Source organism: Streptomyces sp. NBC_01294, assembly GCF_035917235.1.
Taxonomy (GTDB): Bacteria; Actinomycetota; Actinomycetes; order Streptomycetales; family Streptomycetaceae; genus Streptomyces; species Streptomyces caledonius.
The window spans coordinates 1,678,852-1,699,585 of sequence record NZ_CP108423.1; the positions used below are offsets into that span (position 1 = coordinate 1,678,852).

Sequence of the window (20,734 nt, forward strand, 5' to 3'; positions counted from 1 at the left end):
CATGACCTCCGTCGTCTGCCCCTACTGCTTCGACCGGGCCCCGGCCGCACGGCTGCCCTACCGGTGCCAGATGTCCGCCACCGGAGTGCGCGGCGCCCGGCCCTGCGGCGCCGAACTCGACACCATATGGGCCGACTTCATCGGCCCCGGCGTGCCTCCCGCACTGAAGCTGCGCGGCCCCGTCTTCACCGCCGCGCGCGGACTGGGGCGGCGGATCGCGCTCAACCAGGGCGGATCGCGCGCGGACTGCCCCGCCTGCGGGGTGTCCACCCCCGTCCGGGTGTGCCGGCGCTGCCACAGCGACTTCCCGAGCGACTACTGCGACCAGGACACCCGGATCATCGCCCTGCTCGGCCCCAAGGCCTCCGGCAAGAGCACCTACGTCTCGGTCCTGGTCAACGAGCTGCGCGGCCGGGTGGGCCGGGCGTACGGGGCCTCGGTGACCGCGATGGGCGGCGAGACCCAGCGCCGGGACCGCGAGATGGCCGAGGACCTCTACGACCGGCTGCGGCTGCCGGAGGCCACCAGACCGGCGGCCCTGGGCTTCAACGACCCGCTGCTGTACCGGCTGAGCCTGCCCCTGCGGCGCCGGCTGCGCGGGAACGGCAGCCGGCACACCGCGCTGGTGTTCTTCGACGCCGCGGGCGAGGACCTGGGCAGTGCCGAGGCCATGGACCGCTACACGCACTACCTGGCCGCCGCCGACGGGATCATCCTGCTCGTGGACCCGCTGCAGGTGCGTGCGGTGCGCGACCGGCTGCCCGTGGACGACGGGCCGCCGCTGCCGGTCATCGAGACGCCGCCGCAGCAGATCGCCGCCGACCTCGCGGCGCAGCTGCGGGCCCACGGCCGGGGTGCCTCGCGCGGCCGGGTCACGACCCCGGTGGCCGTGGCCGTGACCAAGACGGACTCGCTGGCGCCGCTGCTGGAGCCGCACTCGCCGCTTCTGCGCAACGCCGACCACGCGGCCGGCGCACTGGACGAGGAGGACCGGCAGGCGGTGCACGAGGAGATGCGGACGCTGCTGGACGGCTGGGACTCGGGGGCGCTGCTGCGGCAGTTGGAGCGGGACTTCACCCGGCTCTCGCTGTTCGGGCTCTCGGCGCTCGGCTCGCCGCCGCCCGCGCACGCACCGGCCGACGCCCCGAAGTCGGGGCCGCGGCCGCTGCGGGTGGAGGATCCGCTGCTGTGGCTGCTGGGGCTGGGCGGGCTGCTGCCCCGTACCGGCGGCGCGTCCGGTACGGGCATCCGTACCGGCCCGGAGGGGAACGCATGAATCTCGCCCAACTGCACTACACCTCGGCGCCGCCCGGCCCCGACGGATCCGGCTTCCGGTTCACGGCCGTCAGCCCCGGGGTGCCGGCCGCGCTGCTGCGCGAGGCCGAGCAGCTGATCGGGTACGAGCCGCCCCGGGACGCGCCGCCGCGCCCGGACCCCGGGCAGCTCGCGGCCTTCCCGCAGGCGCTCAGCCTGAACGTGCTGGCCGACGGCAGCCGACTGCTGGCCCGTTCGGTGTACACGGGCGCCGACTACAGCGGCCGCTGGGGCAACTTCCACGCCCACGCGGTGCACCTGCCGCAGCCCGCCGGTTCCGGTCCGGCGCTCGGGGCGCTGCCGATCACCGCCTGGGGCTCCCCGCAGTGGGCGGGCGAAACCCCTGCGGACGGGGCTCCCCCGCTGGCGGCGGTACCGTTTCCGGGCCGGCACGACCCGGCCGGGCTGGCCGAGTTCGTCACCGCCCGGGGGCCCTGGCTTGCGGGGTTCTTCGCCGATGTGCGCCGGCTGGGCGAGGACCCGGCCGCGCCGCAGATCGTGCTCGTGGAGGCGGACAGCGAGGCCGTGGCCCGCTGGATCATGCTCGCGTGCAGTGTGCTGCCGCACCAGCGCGGGCAGTGGCTGACCTTCACCACCTACACCAGGCGGCCGCAGCTCGCCCGGCAGCAGATCATCGGCGTGGTGCCCGAGGACGGCCTCGGCCTGGCCGGGCAGGAGCACCGCTACCGGGTGTACGACGCCACGCGCGCCACGGCTCCCGACGCCGCGGCTCCCGACACCGGGGCGCCGGACGTGTGGGCCGACACCGCCGCGCGGATCTGGCAGGGGCGGCGGCAGGAACTCTTCGCCGAGGTACGGCGGCTGTCCACCGATCCGTACGACCCGGGCCCGCTGGCCGCGCTCGCACTGGCCGCGGGCGTCGCCCTGGCCGCGCCCGGCCGGACCGCGGCCGCCGACTGGACGGCCGGGCACCGGGACGCGCTGGACGGCGTACGGCTGCACGCGCTGGCCCTGGCGCTGGGCCGGCCGGCCGCGGACCGGGACCGGGCGGAGGCCGCCGCGGGCGGGCGGCTGCTCGCGGCCCTGGACGGGTGGGCCCCGCCGGAGGTGTGCGAGCCGCTGGTGGCGCTGACCCTCGCCGAGGCGGTGCGCACCGGCGCCCCGCCCGCGGCGCTGCCCTCCGCGGGCGCGCTGGGCGCGGCCGCCCGGAGCCGGCTCGCGGCGGAGCTCGAACCGGGGCTGCGGGCGGCGCTCACCGGCGCCCCGGCCGAACCGGGCCATCCGGCCGGGCTGTTGCGGGTCGCCTCGCTGCTCGGGGTGGACGTGACGGACCTGCTGCCCGGTGTGGCGCGGCAGGTGGCGCTCGCCCTGCTCGACGATCCGGAGCGGGCGTACGGCGAGGGGGTGCGGGCCGCGCTGGCCGAACTGCCGGGGCTGCGCGCCCTCGTACTCGACCGGCTGGACGCGCTCGCGGCGGGTGATCCGGCCGCGGCGCGGCGGCTGTTCGCCCGGACCGCGCTGCGGCTGACGGCGGCCGACGCGCTGCCGCACCTGCGGATGTGCGCCGATGCTCCGGCGGTGGCCGCGGCGGCCGCCCCGGACCGGGTCGCCGCGCTGAACGCCCTCCTGGCCCGCTCGGGCGTCTCGCTGTACGCGGAGCCGCTCGTCCTGCGGACGGCGATGCGGCTGGTGTGGGACGGGGAGCCGCCGACCGCGGGCGAGGCGGGGCTGGTCCTCGTGGCGACCGGATCGCAGGTCCACCGGGAGTCCGGCACCTGGGAGTTCCTCGTGGAGGCGGTGGTGCGGGCCCCGGCCGGGGACGCCGAGGCGGCGGAGCTGGCACCGGAGGTCCTCGGGCACTTCCAGGAGGAGATCCCGGCCCGGCTGCGGCCGTCGCTGCTGCTGCTGGAGCTGGCCCGGAACCTGCGGTCGGGCGCGGCGGGCGCGGGCTGGGTCCGCCAGGCACTGGACCTGACGTCGCTGGACCCGGAGCCGGGGGCGCGGGGGCAGGCGTACGCGGCGGTCTGCGCGCGGCTGCTGGCCGGGGAACGGCCGGACGGCGAGCTGCGGGCCCTGATCGAGAGCAACGACGCGGGGCTGCTGGCCGCGTACCGGCAGGCGGCGCGGGAGCCGCGGGTGCTCGACCGGCTGCGGCTGGATCCCGGCTACGTCGCGGACTGCTTCACGGTGTGGTCCTCCCAGCCGCAGGCCGGCCCGGTCTGGCAGGAGGCCCGTACGGACCTGCTCGACGGGGTGCTGCGGCCGGTCGTACGGGGGCTGCAGGCGGCGGAACTGGCCGAGGTGGAGCAGGCGCTGGCCCGGCTGGGCGGCCGGTGGGCGGACGAGTTCCGCGGCTGGCAGCGGCCGGGCGCCTTCGGACGCCTGCGGGAACGCTTCGGCGGCCGCCGGTCCGGCTCCGCCGGGGGGAGCAGCACGTTCCGCCCGGCCGGATCCGGCGCGCGGCCCGCCGACGACACACGCGGCGGGCCGACGGCCCCCGACCGCCCGGACGGACACGTCCGCCCGGCCGCCCCGGGCCCCGACGGACGCCCCGAACCGGGCGCCGCGGGCGGGCCGGACCGGCGGTCCGGCGGGCCGGGCACCGCCGACGGGCCGAGCACCCCGGGCAAGCCGGGCGCCGCGGAGGGCGGCGACTGGTGGTCCGGCAGGCCGGGCACCGCGGGTGGGCCGGGCACCGCCGCCGGCTCGGGCGGATCCGGTCGGCCCGGCGGGCCCGGTGAGCCGCCCGAGGGCGGGCGGGTCGGGCCGGCGTACCCGGGTCGGCCGGACGGCTCCGGCCGACCCGGGGGGTTCGGCGCGCCCGGCGCCACGGGCGGCGGCGACTGGTGGTCCGGCGAGCCGGGCACCGCGCGCACGCCGGGCGGCACCGGCAGGCCGGGCACCCCAGGCGGGCCGGGCGGCGGGGCCGGACAGGGCGGGCCGGGCGGCACACGCGGACGGGGCACCCCGGGCGGGCCCGGCGGCGGGGCCGGACAGGGCACCCCGGGCGAGCCGGGCGGCACGGGCGGACAGGGCGGGCCGGGCGGCACGGGCCGCGCGGAGGGGCGGGACTGGTGGTCCGGCAGGTCGGGCCGGGCGGGCGGGCAGGGGGCCGGTGGGGATGGGGGCTGATCTCTGGTATCCGGAGCCGCTCGTGCGGGTCCTCGTCGTCGGCACCGGTGTGATCGGGGTCGCCGTGTGCCTCGGGTACGGGCTGTGGCGGTTCCTGGGGCTGGCCCTGTCGGCCGCCGGGTCCGCCTTCGACCCCCGCACGCTCGGGTCCAGGGCCCCGAGGATCACCCCGTACGCGGGCCCGGAGCCGGCCCGCCCCGCGTACTGGGCCGGGCAGATGTGGCGGGACGCCCGGTTCGCCGGGCGGGCGGCCGCGCTGACGGTCTGGTACCTGCTGACCCGGCACTGGCTGGGCGAGGTGGTGCGCCGGCGCCTGCTGCGCGGCCGCCACGGCCAGACCGGCATCCGCGCCGGGAACGGCATCGGCCGGCTCGTGCTGCGCCTGATCGCCCCCGGCACGGCGCTGGCCGCACTGCTGTCCGCGCTGCTCGCCTCGGTCCTGCTGGTCGGTGTCGCGCTGGTCTTCCTCGTGCAGCTCGTCCTGGTCGCGCTCGCCGCGCTGGCCGCCGTCCTCGCCGGGCGGACCGCGGACCGGCTGTGGAAGCTGGCCCGGGGCATCCGCATGAAGTGCCCGTACCCCGGCTGCTACCGGCCGTTCCCGCTCGCCGTGCACATCTGCCCGGGCTGCGGCGCCGCCCACCGCGACCTGCGGCCCGGCGGCTTCGGCGCCCTGCGGCACGTCTGCCGCTGCGGCCGGGCGCTGGCGACCACCGCCGTGACCGGGCGGCGCAAGCTCACCGCCCGGTGCCCGCACTGCGACCAGAGCCTGCCCCCGGCCGTCGGCACCACCCGGGTCGTGCACCTGCCGCTGATCGGCGGCACCTCCGCAGGGAAGACCATGCTGATGGCCGCCATGCTCGAAGGGCTGCGGTCCTGGTCGCACCAGTCCGGGCTGACGGTCGAGTACGCCTCCCCCGACGACCTCCGCGAGGCCAACACCCTGAACCGGCAGCTGAGCCAGTCGGGGTGGACCCTCAAGACCCAGGGCGGGCAGCCCCGCGCCCTGATGCTGCTGGTCGGTCGCGGCCGCCGGCGCCGGCTGCTCTACCTGTACGACCCGATGGGCGAGTCCCTGCGCGACGCGGACACCACGCGCCGCCAGGGCTACCTCGCGCACGCCGACGGGGTCCTGCTGGTCACCGACGTGCTCGCCGCGCCCGTCGTACGCCGCGCCCTGAGCGCGGGCGACCCCGAACGGGCCGCGGCCGCCCGGCCGGCCGACCTCGGCCCGGTGGAGACGTACGCGGGGTTCACCGGCGAGCTGCAAGGACTCGGCGGCCGCCGCAAGCGGCTCGCCGTGGCCACGGTGGTGACCAAGCGGGACGTACTGGACCAGCTGACCTCGCTGCCGCGGCCGTCGGAGCCGGTCGGCGGCTGGCTCGGCGCCATCGGGCTGGACGAGCTGGTGCGCGCCCTGGGCCACGACTTCGCGGCGGCCCGCTACTGGGTGGTCAGCGCCCGTGCCGCGACCGGCGCGGGCGCCCTGGACACCGAGCAGCGGCGGGCCGCGGAGCCCGTGCTGTGGCTGCTGTCGCGCACCGGGCTGCGCGTCGGGCGGCTCGCGGAGGACCGGCCGGAGCCCCGGGGCGTGCAGGACGCGCAGGACACACAGGGCCCGCAGGGCACCGAGGAAAGGATCAACACCCCATGATGACACCGCAGATCGTGCGGGGCCGGCGGCTGATGCTGGTCCTGCTCGTGACGGCGGTCGTGGTGACGGCTGCCGCCGCAGTGGCGGCGCTGGTGCGGTACGTACCGCAATGGATCGGGAGTTGAAGGAGATATGCGGTGAGTGACATCCCCGGCGGGCCGATGGCGAACCGGCCCGTCCATTTCATCTGGCTGCTCGACTGCTCGTACTCGATGCAGGGCGAGAAGATCGGTCAGCTCAACTATGCGATCAGAGAGGCCGTTCCGGAGATGCGCGCGGTGGCGCAGGACAATCCGGCCGCCCAACTGCTGCTGCGCACGATGACGTTCTCCACGACGGCCCGCTGGCACCACCAGGACCCGGTGCCGGTGGAGCAGTTCACCTGGCAGGACGTGCAGGTGGACGGCATGACCAACCTGGGCGAGGCGCTCCAGCTCGCCGCGCGCGAGCTGGACACCCCGCCGATGCCGCAGCGGGCCCTGAAGCCGGTGCTGGCCCTGGTCTCCGACGGCGTCCCGACGGACGACTGGAAGGCGGGTCTGCGGGCGGTGGACGCGACCCCGTGGGGCCGCAAGGCGGTCCGGGTGGCCATCGCGATCGGCGCGGACGCCGACCGCACCGTGCTGCAGGAGTTCCTGGGCAATCCCGAGCTCCAGCCGCTGGACGCGAACAGCCCCAAGCAGCTGGCCGCGGCGATCCGCTGGGCCTCGACGGCGGCGGTGAAGGCGGCCTCCCAGCCGGTGGCGGGCTCCGCGGACGTCACCATGAAGCAGCCGCCGTACGCCCCGCCGGTGCTGGACGACGACGATGACGACGACGTGTGGTGAGCGGACCCGTGCGGACCCTCGGACCCGAACCGCTCTGGGACACGCTCCAGGGCACCGTCCAGGGCGTGAACAAGACCCGTAACCAGGACCACTACGAGGCGGAGGGGCGCGGCACCGCCGGACAGCCGCTGATCATGGCGGTGGCCGACGGCCACGGATCGGCGGTGCACGCGCGCAGCCACCTGGGGTCCCGGTTCGCCGTGGACCTGTTCGTCCAGCAGGCCAGGCTGTTCGCCGCGCTCGCCGAGCCCCGGGGCGACGGGCAGCCGCCGAGCCTGTCCTGGCTGATGCACTACGCCGAGCACACCCTGCCGCGCCAACTGGTCAGCGCCTGGCAGGAGAAGGCGCTGGGGCACTGGGAGCGGACCCGGTCGCCCGGTGAGCCCGGGATGGACCCGGTGGACAAGCTGGTGCTCTACGGGAGCACGCTCGTCGGCGCCGTGCTGACCCCCCGGGTCTTCGCGGCCTGGCAGCTCGGCGACGGGGAGCTGACCGTGGTGACCGACGACGGGCGGGTGACCGTGCCGCTCGCGCCGGACGAGGCGGATCTGGGCGACGAGACGGAGTCGCTGTGCTCCCCGCAGGCCTGGCTGCGGGTGCGGACCCACTGGGCGCCGGTGACCGCTCCCGCGCGGGCGCCCCGGCTGGTGTCGGTGTCGACCGACGGCCTGTCCAAGAGCTTCGCCTCGGACACCGGCTTCCGGCAGTTCATGGCCGGGCTGGACGACCGGCTGGCGGCGGAGGGCACGGAGTGCGTCCGGGCCGTCCTGCCGCAGTGGCTGGCCAAGGCCTCGCGGCACTCGGGGGACGACACCACCCTGGTGGCGGCCTGGCACACCGCCACCGCCGCCACCGCCGGCCCCGCCGACGCGACGGTCACGGGCGACGCGACCGACCGTGCCGCGATGGCGTACCCGTCCGGCGTGACCTACCCGGCCGCCCCGGCCGGCATGACGTATCCGGCCGACACGACCGACCCGGCCGACCTGAGAGACCCGTACAGGAGTGACGAATGAGCGGCATGCTCGAGAGCGGTACCCGACTGGCGGCCGACAGCGGCCCGGGCGTGGAGGTCTTCGACCTGCTCGGCTCGGGCGGCCAGGGGGAGGTCTACCGGGTGCGGACCCCGTCCGGCGACCAGGCCCTCAAGTGGTACTACCCGGCCTGCGCCACACCGGCACAGGAAGACATCGTCCGCCAGCTGGTGGACCGCGGCTTCGACGACGACCGGTTCCTGTGGCCCCGGGACTTCGTGTCCGACGGGCGGGGCGGCTTCGGCTACCTGATGGACATCCGGCCGGACCGGTTCAAGGGCCTGCCGATGCTCTTCCGCCGGAAGCTGCGCACCACCATCCGCGCGCTGCTCACCGCCTGCCTCTACACGGTCGAGGCCTACCAGGCGCTGCACTCGCGCGGGATCGCCTACCGGGACATCTCCTGGGGGAACATCTTCTTCGACCCGGCCACCGGAGAGGTCCTGGTCTGCGACAACGACAACGCGGTGGTGGAGGGCGACAGCACCGGCATCTCCGGGACCATGGAGTTCATGGCGCCCGAGCTGGTGCGCGGCGAGCCCGGGGTCGCCCCCGGCACCCAGAGCGACCTGCACTCCCTGTCCGTGCTGCTGTTCATGCTGCTGATGAACCACCACCCGCTCAAGGGACGGCGGGAGCTGGCCATCCGCTGCCTCGACGAGGCGGCCGAGCGCAAGCTGTACGGGAAGCAGCCGCTGTTCGTCTTCGACCCGCAGGACCGGTCCAACGCCCCCGATCCCGTGGAGCATTCGACGGTGCTGGCCACCTGGAAGGTGGTGCCGGACTCCCTGCGCGACCTGTTCACCAAGAACTTCACGACGGGCCTGCACGACCCCGCCGCCCGGGTACGGGAGTCGCAGTGGCGGGACACGCTGCGGGCGGTCCTCGACGCGGTCGTGGACTGCGCGCACTGCGGGAAGCAGAACATGACCGAGCCGCTGGCCGCCACCGCGAGTCCCTGCTGGAACTGCGGGAGCACGCTGGTGCTGCCGCCCCGGCTGGTGCTCACCACGCCCCCGCCGCGCACCGAGCACCACATCCTGCTGCACCGGTCCTCGCGGGTGCAGGCGCACCACCTGGCGCCGGAGCCGGCCCGGCACGACTACGGCGACGGCACGCTGGTGGCGCAGCTCACCGAACATCCGCAGCGGCCGGGGAAGTTCGGGCTGGCCAACCGTTCCGGTTCGGCCTGGACGGGCACCCGCGCGGACGGCAGCACGCAGGAGATCGCGCCCGGTCAGACCGTGCCGTTGCGCTCGGGGCTGGAGCTGGACTTCGGCGGTGCGCGGGCCGTCGTCCGCACGAGGTGAGACGGCCCGGCGCCGCGAGGAGGACGGGAGCGGCGGACGGGGCCGGGGCCGGGGTCAGCCCAGCAGCCGGCTGATCTCCTGGGCGAGGGCGAGGCCCGTGCTGCCCGCCCCCAGCCCGAGGGTGATGGTCTCCAGCGCCCGCCGGACCACACCTGGTTCGGCGGTTCGCCGCTCCCGTCCTGCCTGGTCCAGCTCCTCGCGCAGGGTCTGCGCCGCGTCGAGCCGCGCCTGCCCCGCGCCCTCCGCCCTCAGCCACTGGGCGAGTTCGGCGGCCAGGCGCAGCGTCTGTGCGGCGGTGTCCTGCTGCCCGATGTTGATGGTGCCGTTGTCCCCGAAGTTGCCGGGGCCGGTGATGTTCCCGTGGAAGTTGTACGTGCTCAACGGTGACTCCTCGTCTTCGCTCAGGGGTTCGCGGACGGCTGTGCGGCCGCACCGTTCTGGTTGACGGTGCCGTGCGCGCCGAAGTTGCCGGCGTGGATGTCGCCCTGGAAGGTGTAGGTGTGGGTGTTGATGACCTGCTGCGCCTGGTCGTAGGAGCTGGTGTCGACGTTGTGGTCCTTCAGGAACCGCTCGGTCGCTATCAGCACGCCCTGCTGGAGCCGCTGGAGGAAGTCCTGGGAGTCCGTCCGCTCGGAGAACCCCAGCTGCTTCCAGTCGGCGACCCGTTCGCGCAGGCTGTCCACGGCGCCGTAGTCGAACCGCAGGTGCCGCTTGTCGATCTCGCGGCGCCACTTCTCCAGCGCCCGGGCGCGCGTCCGCCGGGAGGAGGCCCGCCGGGAGAGCGTGCGGGGGGCGCCGAGGAGGGCCGACGCGGTGGTCCGGGTGGCGAAGCCGACGAGGCTCCACCAGCGTTCCAGGCCGTCCACGGGCAGCTGGTGCACCCGGTAGAACCGCTGCTGGAGCGGGGGGATCCCGTACGCCGCCACCTCCCAGGTGAGGCTGGGGTGCTGGAGCCTGGCCCGCAGGTGCATGGAGACGATGACGCGGCCGCCCTCGCCCGCCCGTTCCAGGCTGAGGTAGGTGCGCATGCCGGCGCCGGGCTGCATCACCCCGGCCTGCACCAGCTGCTTGGGGATCTGGGCGCGCGGGCGGCGCAGCCGGTCGGGGAGCAGGTCGGGGCCGACGTAGGAGACGTGATCGCCTATCACGTAGAGCCGGTTGCGGGCCCGCAGCCCCTTGAGTCCGGCGATGTGCTCCATCTCGCGGGCGATGAAGCTGTGCAGGTCGACGGCGTCGAAGGGCTTGATGACCAGCTTGCCGCCGCCCGCCGGATCGTCGGCGGGCCGGCTGACGTCGATGGGCTGCCAGACCATTTCCTTGATCTTCGAGCCGCTGCCGACGAACGGGTTGGTCCGCTCGGCGCTCGCGGTGTACGGGACCACGTTGGCCCGCTTCTGCTCCAGCAGCCGGTCCTCGGCCTCCGCCCCGACGTCCGGGGCGAGGTCGACCGGCCGCTCGGCGCCGTGCTCGACGGCGAGCGCCGCCGCGCGGGCCGCGCTCTCGGCCCGGTGGACCAGCCCCCAGGCGGTCCCGTACGTGAGGACGATCAGTGCGCCGGCCCCGAGGGCGAGGCCGGACAGGCCCGCGACGAGCCCGTACAGCGCGGTGGGCACCGCCGCCCAGACGCCGACCGCGCAGAGCTGCGCCAGGCGCCGGTCCCGGAGGTCGGTGTGCCGGACGGAGGCCCGGGCGTGGCGGGCCAGGGCCACCAGGTCGATGCCGAGGGAGAGCCCGGTGGCGTGCAGCCGGTCCTCGGTGAGCTCCACGTCCACGTCGCGGGCGAAGCCCTCGTCCAGGTGCGCTCCCGCGCACAGCAGGCGTGTCACCGCGTCGGTCCGGTACTGCGCCAGCGCCGGTAACCGGCGAGCTGCCATGTCTCGTCCTCCCCCGTGATCCTTGTCGCCTCACCCTACGGAAACGGGCCCTGCGTGTCCCGCCGTTGGGCGGGTCCGGCTCCGGGGGCGGGGTGCGTACTCAGACGGTCCGGGCGGGGGACGGCGCCGAACTGAGCACGCGTACTCAGGACCCGGCGCGCGCGGCTTGTCATCGTGAGGGCATGTTCATTCAGCCAACTGATCCGCCGCCGCGCGCCGGGATAACCGCCGTCGGCAGCGTGTTGCCCGAGGAGGTGCTCTCCTCGGACGACCTCCTGCGGGAGGTGGCGCGCCGCAGCGGCCTGGCGCTTCCCCCAAGGCTGCTGACGCAGGCCACCGGGATCGTCTCGCGCCGCGTCGCGGGCGAGGGCGTGTACGCCTCCACCCTCGCCGTGGGCGCCGCCCGCCGGGCGCTGGACGCCGCCGGGCTCGGTCCGCTCGACGTCGACCTGCTGGTCTTCGCCTCCGCCTCCCGTGACCTGGTCGAGCCCGCGACGGCGCACATCGTGCAGGCCGAACTGGGCTCGCGGGCCCACGCCCTGGACGTCACCAACGCCTGCAACAGCTTCGTCAACGGGATCGACCTCGCCCGGTCCATGGTCCTCGCCGGGCGGGCGCGGCGGGCGCTGGTGGTCACCGGCGAGACGCCGAGCCGGGCCGTGCGCAGGGACCCGGCCGATCTCGCGGAGCTGCGCGACGGCTTCGCCGGCTACACCTTCGGCGACGCGGGGGCGGCCGTGGTGGTGGAGGCCGTGGAGCGGGGCGGGATCCTCGACGTGGACACCGAGACCCACTCCGAGCACTGGGAGGTCGGGGGGATCCCGGGCGGCGGGTCACGGCACCCGCGCGGGGACGCGTACACCTACTTCCGCGGCGACGGGCACGAACTGCGGGGTGTCTTCGAGAAGGTGGGCACCGCCGTCATCGACCGGACGCTGCACCGTACGGGGATGGACTGGGACGGCTTCGCCAAGGTGCTGGTGCACCAGGTGACGGTGCCGTACCTGGAGCGCTTCGCCGAGCTGACCGGGGTGCCCGCCGGGAAGCTGGTGGTGACGGTGCCCGAGCTGGGCAACGTCGCGAGTGCGAGCATCGGGATCCAGCTGGACCGGGTCTTCGGCGAACTGGCGCCGGGGGAACGGGTGTTGTTCGTCGGGCTGGGCGGCGGCATCAGCATCATGACGATGGTCTGGGAGAAGTCGTGAGCGCGGCGGACGGCCCGATGTGGGTGGTCGTTCCCGCGCACGAGGAGGAGGCCCGGCTCGCGGACACGTTGCGGGCGCTCGCGGCGCAGCGGGACCGGGACTTCACCCTGCTCGTCGTCGACAACGCCTCGGCGGACGGCACCGGGGCGATCGCCCGGACGTTCGCGGCGAACGCGCCGTTCCCGGTGGAGGTGATCGAGGAGCCGGAGAAGGGCGTCGGCTCCGCCGTGGACACCGGCTTCCGGTACGCGATCGGGCGGGGCGCGACCCTGCTCGCCCGGACGGACGCCGACTGCCTGCCCCGGCCCGGCTGGACCGGCGCCGCGCGGGCCGCCCTCACCCGCAGCCCCGGGCTGGTCTGCGGGCGGATCGTCGCCCGCCGCGACGAGCACGGCCCGCTGGGCCGGGCCGGGTTCGGCGCGCTCGTGGCGCTCGCCGCGCTCTTCGGGCGGCTGCGGCCGCAGCACTCCCGCAAGAACGGCTTCCGGGCGCCGTACCGCATGCACGCCGGGAACAACATGGCCATCACCGCCGAGCTGTACCTGGCCGTCGGCGGCATGCCCCGGCGCCCCTCCCCCACCGACCGGCTCTTCCTCAACGCCGTCCGCCGGCACAGCGACCGGATCGTGCACTGCCGCACGATGGTCGTGGAGAACTCGACGCGGCGCCTGCGGGCCTACGGGATCGCCGGCACCGCCCGCTGGTACCTCGACCAGGGCAGCGGCACGCACGGAACGGACGACCCCCGCTGATGCTGGACCGACTCGACCACGCGCTGCGCAGCCGCCCCGAGCGGGCCGCCGTGCTCACCGCCACCCGTACCGGCGCGCCCCGGGTACGGGCCACCCGCGGCGAACTCGCCGAGCTGTCGGACGCGTTCGCCGCCGCGCTGCACGCGCGCGGGCTGCGCGCCGGGGACACCGTCGGCGTCGCCGTGCGCCCCGGACCGCGGGCGCTCGCCGTGCTGCTCGCGCTGTGGCGGCTCGGGCTGCGCGGGGCCGTACTGGACCCGGGCGCGGGGCCCGACGTGCTGCGGGCCCGCCTCGCGCTGGCCCGGCCCTCGCTGGTGCTGGCGGACGCGGCCGCGCAGGCGGTGGCGGGCTGGGCCCGGCCGCTGGCCCGCCGGGCCCGGCTCGCGCTGCCGGACCTGGCCGAGCTGGGGCCGGTGGCCACCGTCGGGCCCCGGCTGCCGGGCTGCGCGCCCGCGCTGGACCTGGGGGCGCCGCGGCTCGGTGTCCCCGGGCACCGGGACGTGGACGGGACGGTGGACGGGGACGCCGACGCGGTGATCGTGTTCACCTCCGGGACCACCTCGCTGCCGCGGGCCGTCGTGCACACCCGGGCGAGCCTGTCCGCCGGGATGGCCACGGTCTCCTCCCTCTTCGACGCGCACGGGGACCGGCCGGTGCTCGGCGGGACCTTCTTCGTCCTCGTCCCCTCGCTGACGCGCGGCGCCCCCGTGGCCCTGCCGGCCGGCAACCCCCGGGTGCTGGCCCGGCAGTTGGGGCGGCTGCGGCCCCAGGACACCTATCTGACGCCGCCCCGGCTGCGGGACGCGCTGGGTGCGGGCGCCCGCTTCCACGGCCGGGTGTGGACGGGCTCGGCCCCGGCCGGCGCCGGGCTGCTGGAACGCGTGCGGGAGGCGGGCGCGGCCGAGGCCTGGGGCGTGTACGCGCTCACCGAGCTGTTCCCGGCCGCCGCGGTCGAGGCACGGGAGAAGGCCGCTTTCGAGGAGGCCGGGGACCTGGTCGGCGCCCCGCTGCCCGGCGTACTGGCCAAGCCGGACGAGGACGGGCAGCTGCTGCTGTCCGGGCCCGCGGCCCGCCACCGCTACCTCGGCGAGGAGCCGGACCCGTGGGTGCGTACGGGCGACCGGGCGCGGCTGGACGGCGCGGGCCGGATCGTCCTGGAGGGCCGGAGCAAGGACATGGTGCTGCGCCGGGCGGAGAACATCTACCCGGGGCTGTACGAGCCCGCCCTGCACGTGCCGGGGGTGGAGCTGGCCGTGCTCGTCGGGATCCCGGCGGGCGACGGCGACGAACGGCTCGTGGCCGTCGTACAGCCGCGGCGCGGCGCGGACGAGCACGCCCTGCGCGCCGCCCTGGACGAGCCGGTCCGGCGGATGGGCACGGCCCGTCCCGACGCGCTGCTCCTGGCGCGGATCCCGCTGTCGGGGCGCTCGCGCAAACCGGACCGGGCGGCGACGGCCGCCCTTGCGGCGCGACGCCTGGGCCCACCGGAATGACAGCCCCGCCCCGAGGGTCCGAAACGCACCTCGGCCACACGCCGACAACCGGACCAGGGCCGCACCGACGCGCCTCGCTTGCGTGCCGGGTGTGCCTCGCCCGCGTGCCGGGCGGCCGGCGGCAGCCGGGCGCCGCCGCGCACCGGGCAGCCGCCGACGGACCCGGCCGCAACGGCGGGGCCGCGGGTAACCCGCAGCAGCTCCCCGGACGGCACCGACCGTCCCCGGCCTTGCCGGTCCCGCCCTGCCCGCCCTGCCCGCCCTGCCTGCCCTGCCAGGCCTGCCTGCCCTGCCAGGCCTGCCTGCCCTGCCAGGCCTTCTCCGGCCCCGCCGGCCTTGCCCGGCCTTGCCCAGGCCCGGCCCGGCCCGGGCCGCCGATCTTCCACGGAGGTACAGCCCCGATGAGCACCACGTCCCATGCCCGGGCCCGGCGGCGCGACCGCCGCGTCTATCTGCGCAGCCATCCCGTGCTGTTCGGGCTGCTCGCCGCCACCCGCGGCAGGCCCGTGCGGAGGCTCGGCCGGACCCTGCTGGTGCACGACGCGGACGCCTACCGGGAGGCGCTGACCCGGCTGCCGCTCGACCGGACGGCGGCCGGCACGACGGGCGCGGCCGCGCGCGCCGCCCTGCGCGACGGCGGGGGCGTGCTGTTCGACCAGGAGGGCGGCGGGCACCGGGCGGACCGGCGGGGGCTCGCGGGCGGGCTCGGCGCGGCCGGGGTCGAGGAACTCCGGGCGCGGTGGCAGCCGTTGCTCGTACGCCGCCTCGCGCCGCTGGCCGGGGGCGGGGAGGTGGACCTCGTCGAGCTCGCGCGGGAGCTCTCCGGGGCGGTGGTGTGCGCCCTGCTGGACTCTCCCGCCGATCCACGGGCGGTCGCGGAGGCCGCCGCCGAGGCCGCCGCCGCCTCCGTACGCAGTCATCTGCCCGGGCCGCGCCGCCCGCGAGCCGAGGCCGCCGCGGCCCGGGCCGCCGAGCGGCTGCGCCGGATCCTGGGCCCCGGCGAGGACGCGCTGTCGGCGATGGTGGCGGTGGCCGCCGTCAACACCACCGTCGCGGCGCTGCCCCGGGCCGTGGCCTGGTGCGCCGACGCGGGACTGTGGGAGCAGGCGGCGGACGGGGGGCTGCGGCCCGCGCTGGCCGAGGAACTGCTGCGGGTCACCGCGGCCTCGCCGCTGCTGCCCCGGGTGGCCGCGGCCGACGGGTCCGTCGGCGGCTGCCCGGTGCGCGGCGGCGACCGGCTGCTGCTGGTCGCCCGGCACGCGGCCGGGGCGCACCGGCGCGACCCGGACGCCCGGCGGCCCGCCGGCCCGGCCCTGGCGCGGCTGGTGTTCGGCGCCGGACCGCACGCGTGTCCCGGGGCCCGGCTGGCGGTCGTCCAACTGGCCGACGTCCTGGCGGCGCTGGCCCCGCACCGGCCGGTGGTGACGCGGGCCCGCGTGGACCGCGGGGCGGCGCTGCCGGGCTGGCGCTCGCTGACCGTACGGGCCGGATCGTGATCGCGGTCACCGGCGCCTCCGGCTTCTGCGGCGGGCACGTCGCCCGCGCCGCCGCGGCCGCCGGAACGCCGGTCGTGTGCCTGGGCCGCAGGCCGGGCCCGGTGGGCACGCACCGCTTCTGGGACGCCGCCCGGGGCGGCCCCGACCTCACCGGGGTCGACCTGGTGGTGCACTGCGCGGCGGCCGTCGGCGACCCCGCCCCCGGCTCCCCGGCCGAGGCGCGGATGCACGCGGTCAACGTGGACGGCACGGAGCGCCTGCTCCGGGCGGCGGGCGGGCGGCCCGTGGTGTGGGTGAGCAGCGCCAGCGTCTACGATCCGCGGCCGGACCGGCGCCTGGTCGGCGAGGAGCATCCGCGCACCGGGCAGCTGAACGCCTACGGCCGGACCAAGGCGGCGGGCGAGGCCCTCGCCCTGGCGGCCGGCGCGGTGGTGCTGCGTCCACGGGCCGTCTACGGCCCGGGCGACACCACGCTGCTGCCGCGGCTGCTGTCGCGGGTCCGGGCGGGCACCCTGCTGCTGCCGGGCCCGGACGTACCGCTCAGCCTCACCGCGGTGGAGAACCTGGCGGAGGCCTGCCTCGCGGCTCCCGCCTGGGCGCCGGGCGCGTACAACATCGCCGACGCCGAGCCGTACGCCCGCGACGCCGCGGTCCGGGCGGTCCTGCGCGCCCACGGCGTCCGGGCCCGGATCCGCCACCTCCCGCTGCCGGTGGCCCGTACGGCGGCCCGGATCGCGGAGGCCCTGGCGCGCGCCGAACCCGCCCTCAGCCGCTACGCGGTGGACCAGCTGGCCCACCCGGTGGTCCTGGACCTCACCCGGGCCCGGTCCCGGGGCTGGACTCCGCGCCGGACCCTGGCGGACTACCTGGCGTCCGTGGCCCCTGCGGGCGCGGTGGACGCGGCAGGTCCGGGGGACGCGGTGGGCTCGGCGGACGCGGCCGGTCCGGGGATCAGCCGCTGACGGCCGCCGGGGCCTGCGCCCTGACGATGAGCACGTCGAGCAGCGAGAGCAGGCAGGCGCGGACGTCGTCGCGGGAGCGGGCGTCGAGCATGAGGACGGGCGTCTCGGGATCCCGCAGGTGCAGGGCCGCCCCGATCTCCTGCGCGGTGTACGGCTGTTCGCCGTGGAAACAGTTCGCGCCGACCACGAAGGGCAGCCCGCGGCTTTCGAAGAAGTCGACGGCCGGGAAGCTGCGGTCGAGGCGCCGCGTGTCGACCAGCACGATCGCCCCGAGCGCCCCGTTCAGCAGGTCGTCCCACATGAACCAGAAGCGTTCCTGGCCCGGGGTGCCGAACAGGTAGAGGACGACTCCGGCGTCGGTGAGGGTGAGCCGGCCGAAGTCCATGGCCACGGTGGTGACCGTCTTGGACTCGATGCCGTCGAGGTCGTCGACGCCGACGCCCGCGGCCGTCAGCCGCTCCTCCGTGCGCAGCGGCTCGATCTCGGAGATCGTCTCCACCAGGGTCGTCTTGCCCACGCCGAATCCACCGGCGATGAGGATCTTGACCGGGGCCGGTTCCCCGGGGGCGGGCGTGTCATATCCGGGCAAGGTTGTCCCTGATTCTCATGAGCAGGTGGACGTCGGTGGTGTCGGTGGCCGCCAGGGGCGGCCGGTGGTGGATCAGCCCGCGGTCGGCCAGTTCACCGAGGAGCAGCGTCATCGGGGTGAGGCGGATGTGCATCCGCGCCGCGATCTCGGCGACCGCCCGGCCGCCCGGCGGCGCGCACATGGCGAGGATCTCCTGCCACTCGGTGGGCAGTGCGCCGTGCGCGTCGTCGGCGGCCGCCGCCGTGGTGATCGTGGTGTCCATGGTGAGGACGGTCTGCGCGGCGTCTGTACGTCCGTCGGTCAGGGCGTACAGACGCGTACGGCGGCGGCTTGCGGGCTGCGGCTCGTCCTGCGGCATTACGAGGACGGCACCTGGGCGCGCTCGGGGGTGCCCAGCCACTCGCCGAGCGCCTGCGCGGTGCGCACGGCCTCGCCGCCCAGCTCGCCGAGCCGTGCCTTGCGGGAGGTCACCACGATGAGCGTGCTGCCCTCCCCGCAGCCGACGATGCAGAGGTACCTGTCGTCCATCTCGACGAGCTGGCGGATGACGCTTCCCCCGTCGATCTCCCGCGATATCGCCTTCATCGTGGAGGCGATGCCGGAGGCCGCGGCCGCCATGCGCTCGGCCTGCGGCTGGTCCAGCAGGTAGGCGCTGAGGCGGATGCCGTCGTTGGACAGGAGCACGGCGCCCTGGATGCCGGCGATCCTGCTCAGGTTGTTGTCGAGGACGCTGTAGATGGCGTCGTTGGACGCCGCGGTGTTCTGAGAGGTGGTCATGGCTGATCCCGTCGGAGCTCTTCTTCCACTGTCTGGGTCCCCTGTTCGTAGTCCGCCCAGGCGTCGGCCACCTCTTCGGGTGTCGCGGTGTCCGGCCGGACGGCTGTTTCCGGCGCGCGGGGCGCGCGCAGTTGGTCGGCGATGTGGGTCTGCGGGACCCGCTCCGGGAGGGCCGGCCGCGCGGTGCCGGCCACCGGAGCCGGCCGGGCCGCGGGGACCGGCACGGGCGCGAGTGTCTTCGTCCGGCGGCTCGGCAGACCGGCGCTCGTGCGCGGGACCGGCTCGGGCTCGGGCTCGGGTACGGGTACGGGCACGGGCTGCTCGGCCGGCTCGGGCTGCCCGGCCGGAGTGGCGGCGGCCGGCGGCGGTGTCGGGGCCGGCGCCTCGGGGGCCGTGACCTGCGCCGGCGCAGACCGCGCGGGCCCCCGCGAGGCCTGTGCTCCGGCCGCCACCAGCAGCTCCCCGGGCAGGATCACCACGGCGGAGGTCCCTCCGTACACCGAGCGGCGCAGGGTGACCGTCGCCTGGAGCTGGTCGGCGAGGTGGCCGACCACGAAGAGCCCGAGCCGGTGCGCGTTCTGCGCGAGGACGGAGTACGGCGGGGCCTGGTGCAGGCGACCGTTCATCTCCTCGTAGCGCTCCGGGCTCACCCGCGGCCCGCAGTCCTCGATCTCGACCGACAGTCCGTCCGCGACCAGTTCGGCGCGGATGACGACCTTCGAGCGGGGCGGGGAGAAGCGGGTGGCGTTGTCCAGGAGTTCCGCGAGCAGGTGGCTGATCTGGCTGATCGCGCGCGGTTCCACGCTGGTCTCGTCCAGGGCCTGCCGCTCGATGCGCCGGAAGTCCTCGACCTCCGCGGCGGCTTCGCGGAGCAGGTCGGCGACGCGCATGGGCTCGGTGTGCGGGTCGGGGACCTCGCCGCCCGCCAGGATGAGGAGGTTCTCGATCTGCCGCCGCATGCCCACCGTGAGCTGGTCGGCCCGCATCAACTGGGCGAGCAGCGCCTCGTCATGGCCGAAGGTGTCCTGGAGGTCCTCGGTGAGGCTCAGCTGGCGGCTGACCAGGTTTCCGGTGCGGGAGGCGATGCCGGCGGCGAACAGGCCGAATCCGTGGCGCTCCGCGGCGAGCTGCCGGTGCCCGTCGACGGACACGGCCACGGCCCGGGCGAAGGCGTCGCTGATGCGTCCGACCTCGTCCCCGTCCCCGGTCACCGCGGGCAGGGCCTCGGCGTCGACGGTCTGTCCGCGCTGGAGCCGGGCGACGACGTCGGGGAGGGTCCGGTCGGCGACGGTCACCGTGCGTTCGTGCAGTTCGCGCAGGCGGCGGAGCACCGACCGCGTGGTGAACACGACCACGACCACGACGGCCAGCAGCCCGCCGCCGCTTCCGCCGATCAGCCAGGCGACCTCGGTCTGCAGCTCCTCGGCCTTGGCCTCGCCGCGGGCGAGCACCGTGCGCGCCAGGTCGATGTTGAGCGTGGCCATCTGTACCGAGAAGTTGGCGTGCGCGGACTGCCAGCCGCCGACCTCGGCCGGCAGCCTGATGCCGGCCGTCGTGTCCTTGTGCCCGGAGAGGACCGCGTTCTCGATGCGCGTCTTCGTCTGCCAGTCCGCGGAACCGACGACCCGCTCGTAGAACCGGTGGTCCCCCGCCGCCAGGTACGGCACGATCGACGCCTCGTGCAGGTAGCGCTGGGCGCCGAGGGCGCCGACGAACTGGTCGTAGCCGACGAAGGTCAGTTCCCCGGACGGCCCGGCCAGCGCCAGGACGGTGTCCTCGCGCGCCACCATCTCGGTGGCCTGGAGCATGGCCACCACGGGCCGGCTCGCCTGGGCGAGCTCGGCGTCCTCCGCGTGGCTGAACTCCTGCTGGTAGACCTGGATGACCTTGCCGATCACGTCGGAGTAGTAGGTCAGCGTGCTGTCGGCGGCGCCGCTGCGGGTGTCCGCGCGCTGGCGGTACGCGGCCAGTTTGTCGAGCTGCCGGGTCACTTCCGCGAAGGACCGGTCGGGATCGCCGGCCAGGGCACGGAACTCGGCCGCGGCGAGGTCCGTGGCGGCGCGCCGTTTGCGCAGGTCGCCCTCGGCCCCGGCGGTGCCCGCCCAATGGGCGGCGGTGGCCGTCCGCTCGGCCTGCATGTCGACCATGAGGGTGTAGAGCGGGGCGCCGACCCGCTCGGCGGCCGCCACGTCGTCCCGCAGCTGCTCCGACTGCGCCAGCAACCGCTGCGCGGTCACCGTCACTTGGGTGCCCATCGCCACGGTGGGGACCACCGCCAGCCAGATGAGCAGCGTGCGCAGGCGCACGGTTCTCCACCGGCGGGCCGTCGACTGCCCTCGTACGCCTTCGGATTCCAT

The 20,734-nt window shown here is 76.1% G+C and carries 18 protein-coding genes; 12 read left to right on the forward strand and 6 right to left on the reverse strand.

All coding sequences use genetic code 11. The features are described 5' to 3' along the window. Nucleotide 1: 1 nt before the first annotated feature. Genes OG534_RS07625 through OG534_RS07655 form a run of 7 tightly spaced genes read left to right on the forward strand, consistent with a single transcriptional unit; the run spans nt 2 to nt 9,229 of the window. Nucleotides 2-1,276: a TRAFAC clade GTPase domain-containing protein gene (locus OG534_RS07625; protein WP_326587318.1), complete on the forward strand. Its 1,275-nt coding sequence runs from the start codon at nt 2-4 to the stop codon at nt 1,274-1,276. Next, a complete protein-coding gene (locus OG534_RS07630; RefSeq protein WP_326587319.1) occupies nt 1,273-4,407 on the forward strand; it encodes a GTPase-associated protein 1-related protein in 3,135 nt (1,044 codons plus the stop codon). Before OG534_RS07625 ends, OG534_RS07630 begins: the two co-directional genes overlap by 4 nt. Beyond that, nucleotides 4,397-6,058: a TRAFAC clade GTPase domain-containing protein gene (locus OG534_RS07635; RefSeq protein WP_326587320.1), complete on the forward strand. Its 1,662-nt coding sequence runs from the start codon at nt 4,397-4,399 to the stop codon at nt 6,056-6,058. Before OG534_RS07630 ends, OG534_RS07635 begins: the two co-directional genes overlap by 11 nt. Continuing rightward, nucleotides 6,055-6,183 carry a hypothetical protein gene (locus OG534_RS07640; protein WP_326587321.1) on the forward strand — a complete coding sequence of 43 codons (129 nt, stop codon included), beginning with the start codon at nt 6,055-6,057 and terminating at the stop codon, nt 6,181-6,183. Before OG534_RS07635 ends, OG534_RS07640 begins: the two co-directional genes overlap by 4 nt. 36 nt (nt 6,184-6,219) lie before the next feature. After that, on the forward strand, nt 6,220-6,885 hold the full coding sequence (locus OG534_RS07645) for a vWA domain-containing protein (protein WP_326593515.1): 666 nt from the start codon (nt 6,220-6,222) through the stop codon (nt 6,883-6,885). Then, on the forward strand, nt 6,882-7,901 hold the full coding sequence (locus tag OG534_RS07650) for a PP2C family serine/threonine-protein phosphatase (protein WP_326587322.1): 1,020 nt from the start codon (nt 6,882-6,884) through the stop codon (nt 7,899-7,901). The genes OG534_RS07645 and OG534_RS07650 overlap by 4 nt, the downstream gene beginning before the upstream one ends. After that, entirely contained in the window at nt 7,898-9,229 is a 1,332-nt protein-coding gene (locus OG534_RS07655; RefSeq protein WP_326587323.1) for a protein kinase domain-containing protein, read from the forward strand. Before OG534_RS07650 ends, OG534_RS07655 begins: the two co-directional genes overlap by 4 nt. 54 nt (nt 9,230-9,283) lie before the next feature. On the opposite strand, the gene OG534_RS07660 is transcribed toward OG534_RS07655, so the two are convergent. Both OG534_RS07660 and OG534_RS07665 read right to left on the reverse strand, forming a co-directional pair. Further along, nucleotides 9,284-9,610: a hypothetical protein gene (locus tag OG534_RS07660; protein ID WP_326587324.1), complete on the reverse strand. Its 327-nt coding sequence runs from the start codon at nt 9,608-9,610 to the stop codon at nt 9,284-9,286. A 20-nt stretch (nt 9,611-9,630) separates the two neighbouring features. Further along, on the reverse strand, nt 9,631-11,103 hold the full coding sequence (locus tag OG534_RS07665) for a hypothetical protein (RefSeq protein WP_326587325.1): 1,473 nt from the start codon (nt 11,101-11,103) through the stop codon (nt 9,631-9,633). A gap of 182 nt (nt 11,104-11,285) precedes the next feature. Between OG534_RS07665 and OG534_RS07670 the strand changes: the two genes are divergently transcribed. The 5 genes from OG534_RS07670 (at nt 11,286) to OG534_RS07690 (ending at nt 17,011) form a co-directional block, all read left to right on the forward strand. Continuing rightward, entirely contained in the window at nt 11,286-12,308 is a 1,023-nt protein-coding gene (locus tag OG534_RS07670; RefSeq protein ID WP_326587326.1) for a 3-oxoacyl-ACP synthase III family protein, read from the forward strand. Continuing rightward, nucleotides 12,305-13,060, forward strand: a complete 756-nt coding sequence (locus OG534_RS07675; protein ID WP_326587327.1) for a glycosyltransferase family A protein — start codon at nt 12,305-12,307, stop codon at nt 13,058-13,060. The genes OG534_RS07670 and OG534_RS07675 overlap by 4 nt, the downstream gene beginning before the upstream one ends. Then, a complete protein-coding gene (locus OG534_RS07680) occupies nt 13,060-14,553 on the forward strand; it encodes a class I adenylate-forming enzyme family protein (RefSeq protein WP_326587328.1) in 1,494 nt (497 codons plus the stop codon). The genes OG534_RS07675 and OG534_RS07680 overlap by 1 nt, the downstream gene beginning before the upstream one ends. Before the next feature lie 401 nt (nt 14,554-14,954). Next, entirely contained in the window at nt 14,955-16,049 is a 1,095-nt protein-coding gene (locus OG534_RS07685) for a cytochrome P450 (RefSeq protein WP_326587329.1), read from the forward strand. Further along, nucleotides 16,046-17,011, forward strand: a complete 966-nt coding sequence (locus OG534_RS07690) for an NAD-dependent epimerase/dehydratase family protein (protein ID WP_326587330.1) — start codon at nt 16,046-16,048, stop codon at nt 17,009-17,011. Before OG534_RS07685 ends, OG534_RS07690 begins: the two co-directional genes overlap by 4 nt. Here OG534_RS07690 and OG534_RS07695 read toward each other — a convergent pair. From OG534_RS07695 to OG534_RS07710, 4 genes are read right to left on the reverse strand one after another with little or no spacing between them, the layout of a single operon-like run. Continuing rightward, complete coding sequence (locus OG534_RS07695; RefSeq protein WP_326587331.1) at nt 17,001-17,600, reverse strand: GTP-binding protein; 600 nt, start codon at nt 17,598-17,600, stop codon at nt 17,001-17,003. The two genes, OG534_RS07690 and OG534_RS07695, sit on opposite strands and share 11 nt — an antisense overlap. After that, a complete protein-coding gene (locus tag OG534_RS07700; protein ID WP_326587332.1) occupies nt 17,587-17,958 on the reverse strand; it encodes a DUF742 domain-containing protein in 372 nt (123 codons plus the stop codon). The genes OG534_RS07695 and OG534_RS07700 overlap by 14 nt, the downstream gene beginning before the upstream one ends. Continuing rightward, nucleotides 17,958-18,377, reverse strand: coding sequence for a roadblock/LC7 domain-containing protein (locus tag OG534_RS07705; RefSeq protein WP_326587333.1), 420 nt, complete (start codon nt 18,375-18,377; stop codon nt 17,958-17,960). The genes OG534_RS07700 and OG534_RS07705 overlap by 1 nt, the downstream gene beginning before the upstream one ends. Beyond that, complete coding sequence (locus OG534_RS07710; protein ID WP_326587334.1) at nt 18,374-20,734, reverse strand: sensor histidine kinase; 2,361 nt, start codon at nt 20,732-20,734, stop codon at nt 18,374-18,376. Before OG534_RS07710 ends, OG534_RS07705 begins: the two co-directional genes overlap by 4 nt.

Bases quoted from the DNA above. Each gene is read 5' to 3' on its own strand.
- OG534_RS07630 (WP_326587319.1), top strand. From the start codon at position 1,273: ATGAATCTCGCCCAACTGCACTACACCTCGGCGCCGCCCGGCCCCGAC.
- OG534_RS07705 (WP_326587333.1), bottom strand. From the start codon at position 18,377: ATGACCACCTCTCAGAACACCGCGGCGTCCAACGACGCCATCTACAGC.
- OG534_RS07645 (WP_326593515.1), top strand. From the start codon at position 6,220: ATGGCGAACCGGCCCGTCCATTTCATCTGGCTGCTCGACTGCTCGTAC.
- OG534_RS07655 (WP_326587323.1), top strand. From the start codon at position 7,898: ATGAGCGGCATGCTCGAGAGCGGTACCCGACTGGCGGCCGACAGCGGC.
- OG534_RS07680 (WP_326587328.1), top strand. From the start codon at position 13,060: ATGCTGGACCGACTCGACCACGCGCTGCGCAGCCGCCCCGAGCGGGCC.
- OG534_RS07685 (WP_326587329.1), top strand. From the start codon at position 14,955: ATGAGCACCACGTCCCATGCCCGGGCCCGGCGGCGCGACCGCCGCGTC.
- OG534_RS07700 (WP_326587332.1), bottom strand. From the start codon at position 17,958: ATGCCGCAGGACGAGCCGCAGCCCGCAAGCCGCCGCCGTACGCGTCTG.
- OG534_RS07710 (WP_326587334.1), bottom strand. From the start codon at position 20,734: ATGGAATCCGAAGGCGTACGAGGGCAGTCGACGGCCCGCCGGTGGAGA.
- OG534_RS07640 (WP_326587321.1), top strand. From the start codon at position 6,055: ATGATGACACCGCAGATCGTGCGGGGCCGGCGGCTGATGCTGGTCCTG.
- OG534_RS07635 (WP_326587320.1), top strand. From the start codon at position 4,397: ATGGGGGCTGATCTCTGGTATCCGGAGCCGCTCGTGCGGGTCCTCGTC.
- OG534_RS07665 (WP_326587325.1), bottom strand. From the start codon at position 11,103: ATGGCAGCTCGCCGGTTACCGGCGCTGGCGCAGTACCGGACCGACGCG.
- OG534_RS07625 (WP_326587318.1), top strand. From the start codon at position 2: ATGACCTCCGTCGTCTGCCCCTACTGCTTCGACCGGGCCCCGGCCGCA.
- OG534_RS07670 (WP_326587326.1), top strand. From the start codon at position 11,286: ATGTTCATTCAGCCAACTGATCCGCCGCCGCGCGCCGGGATAACCGCC.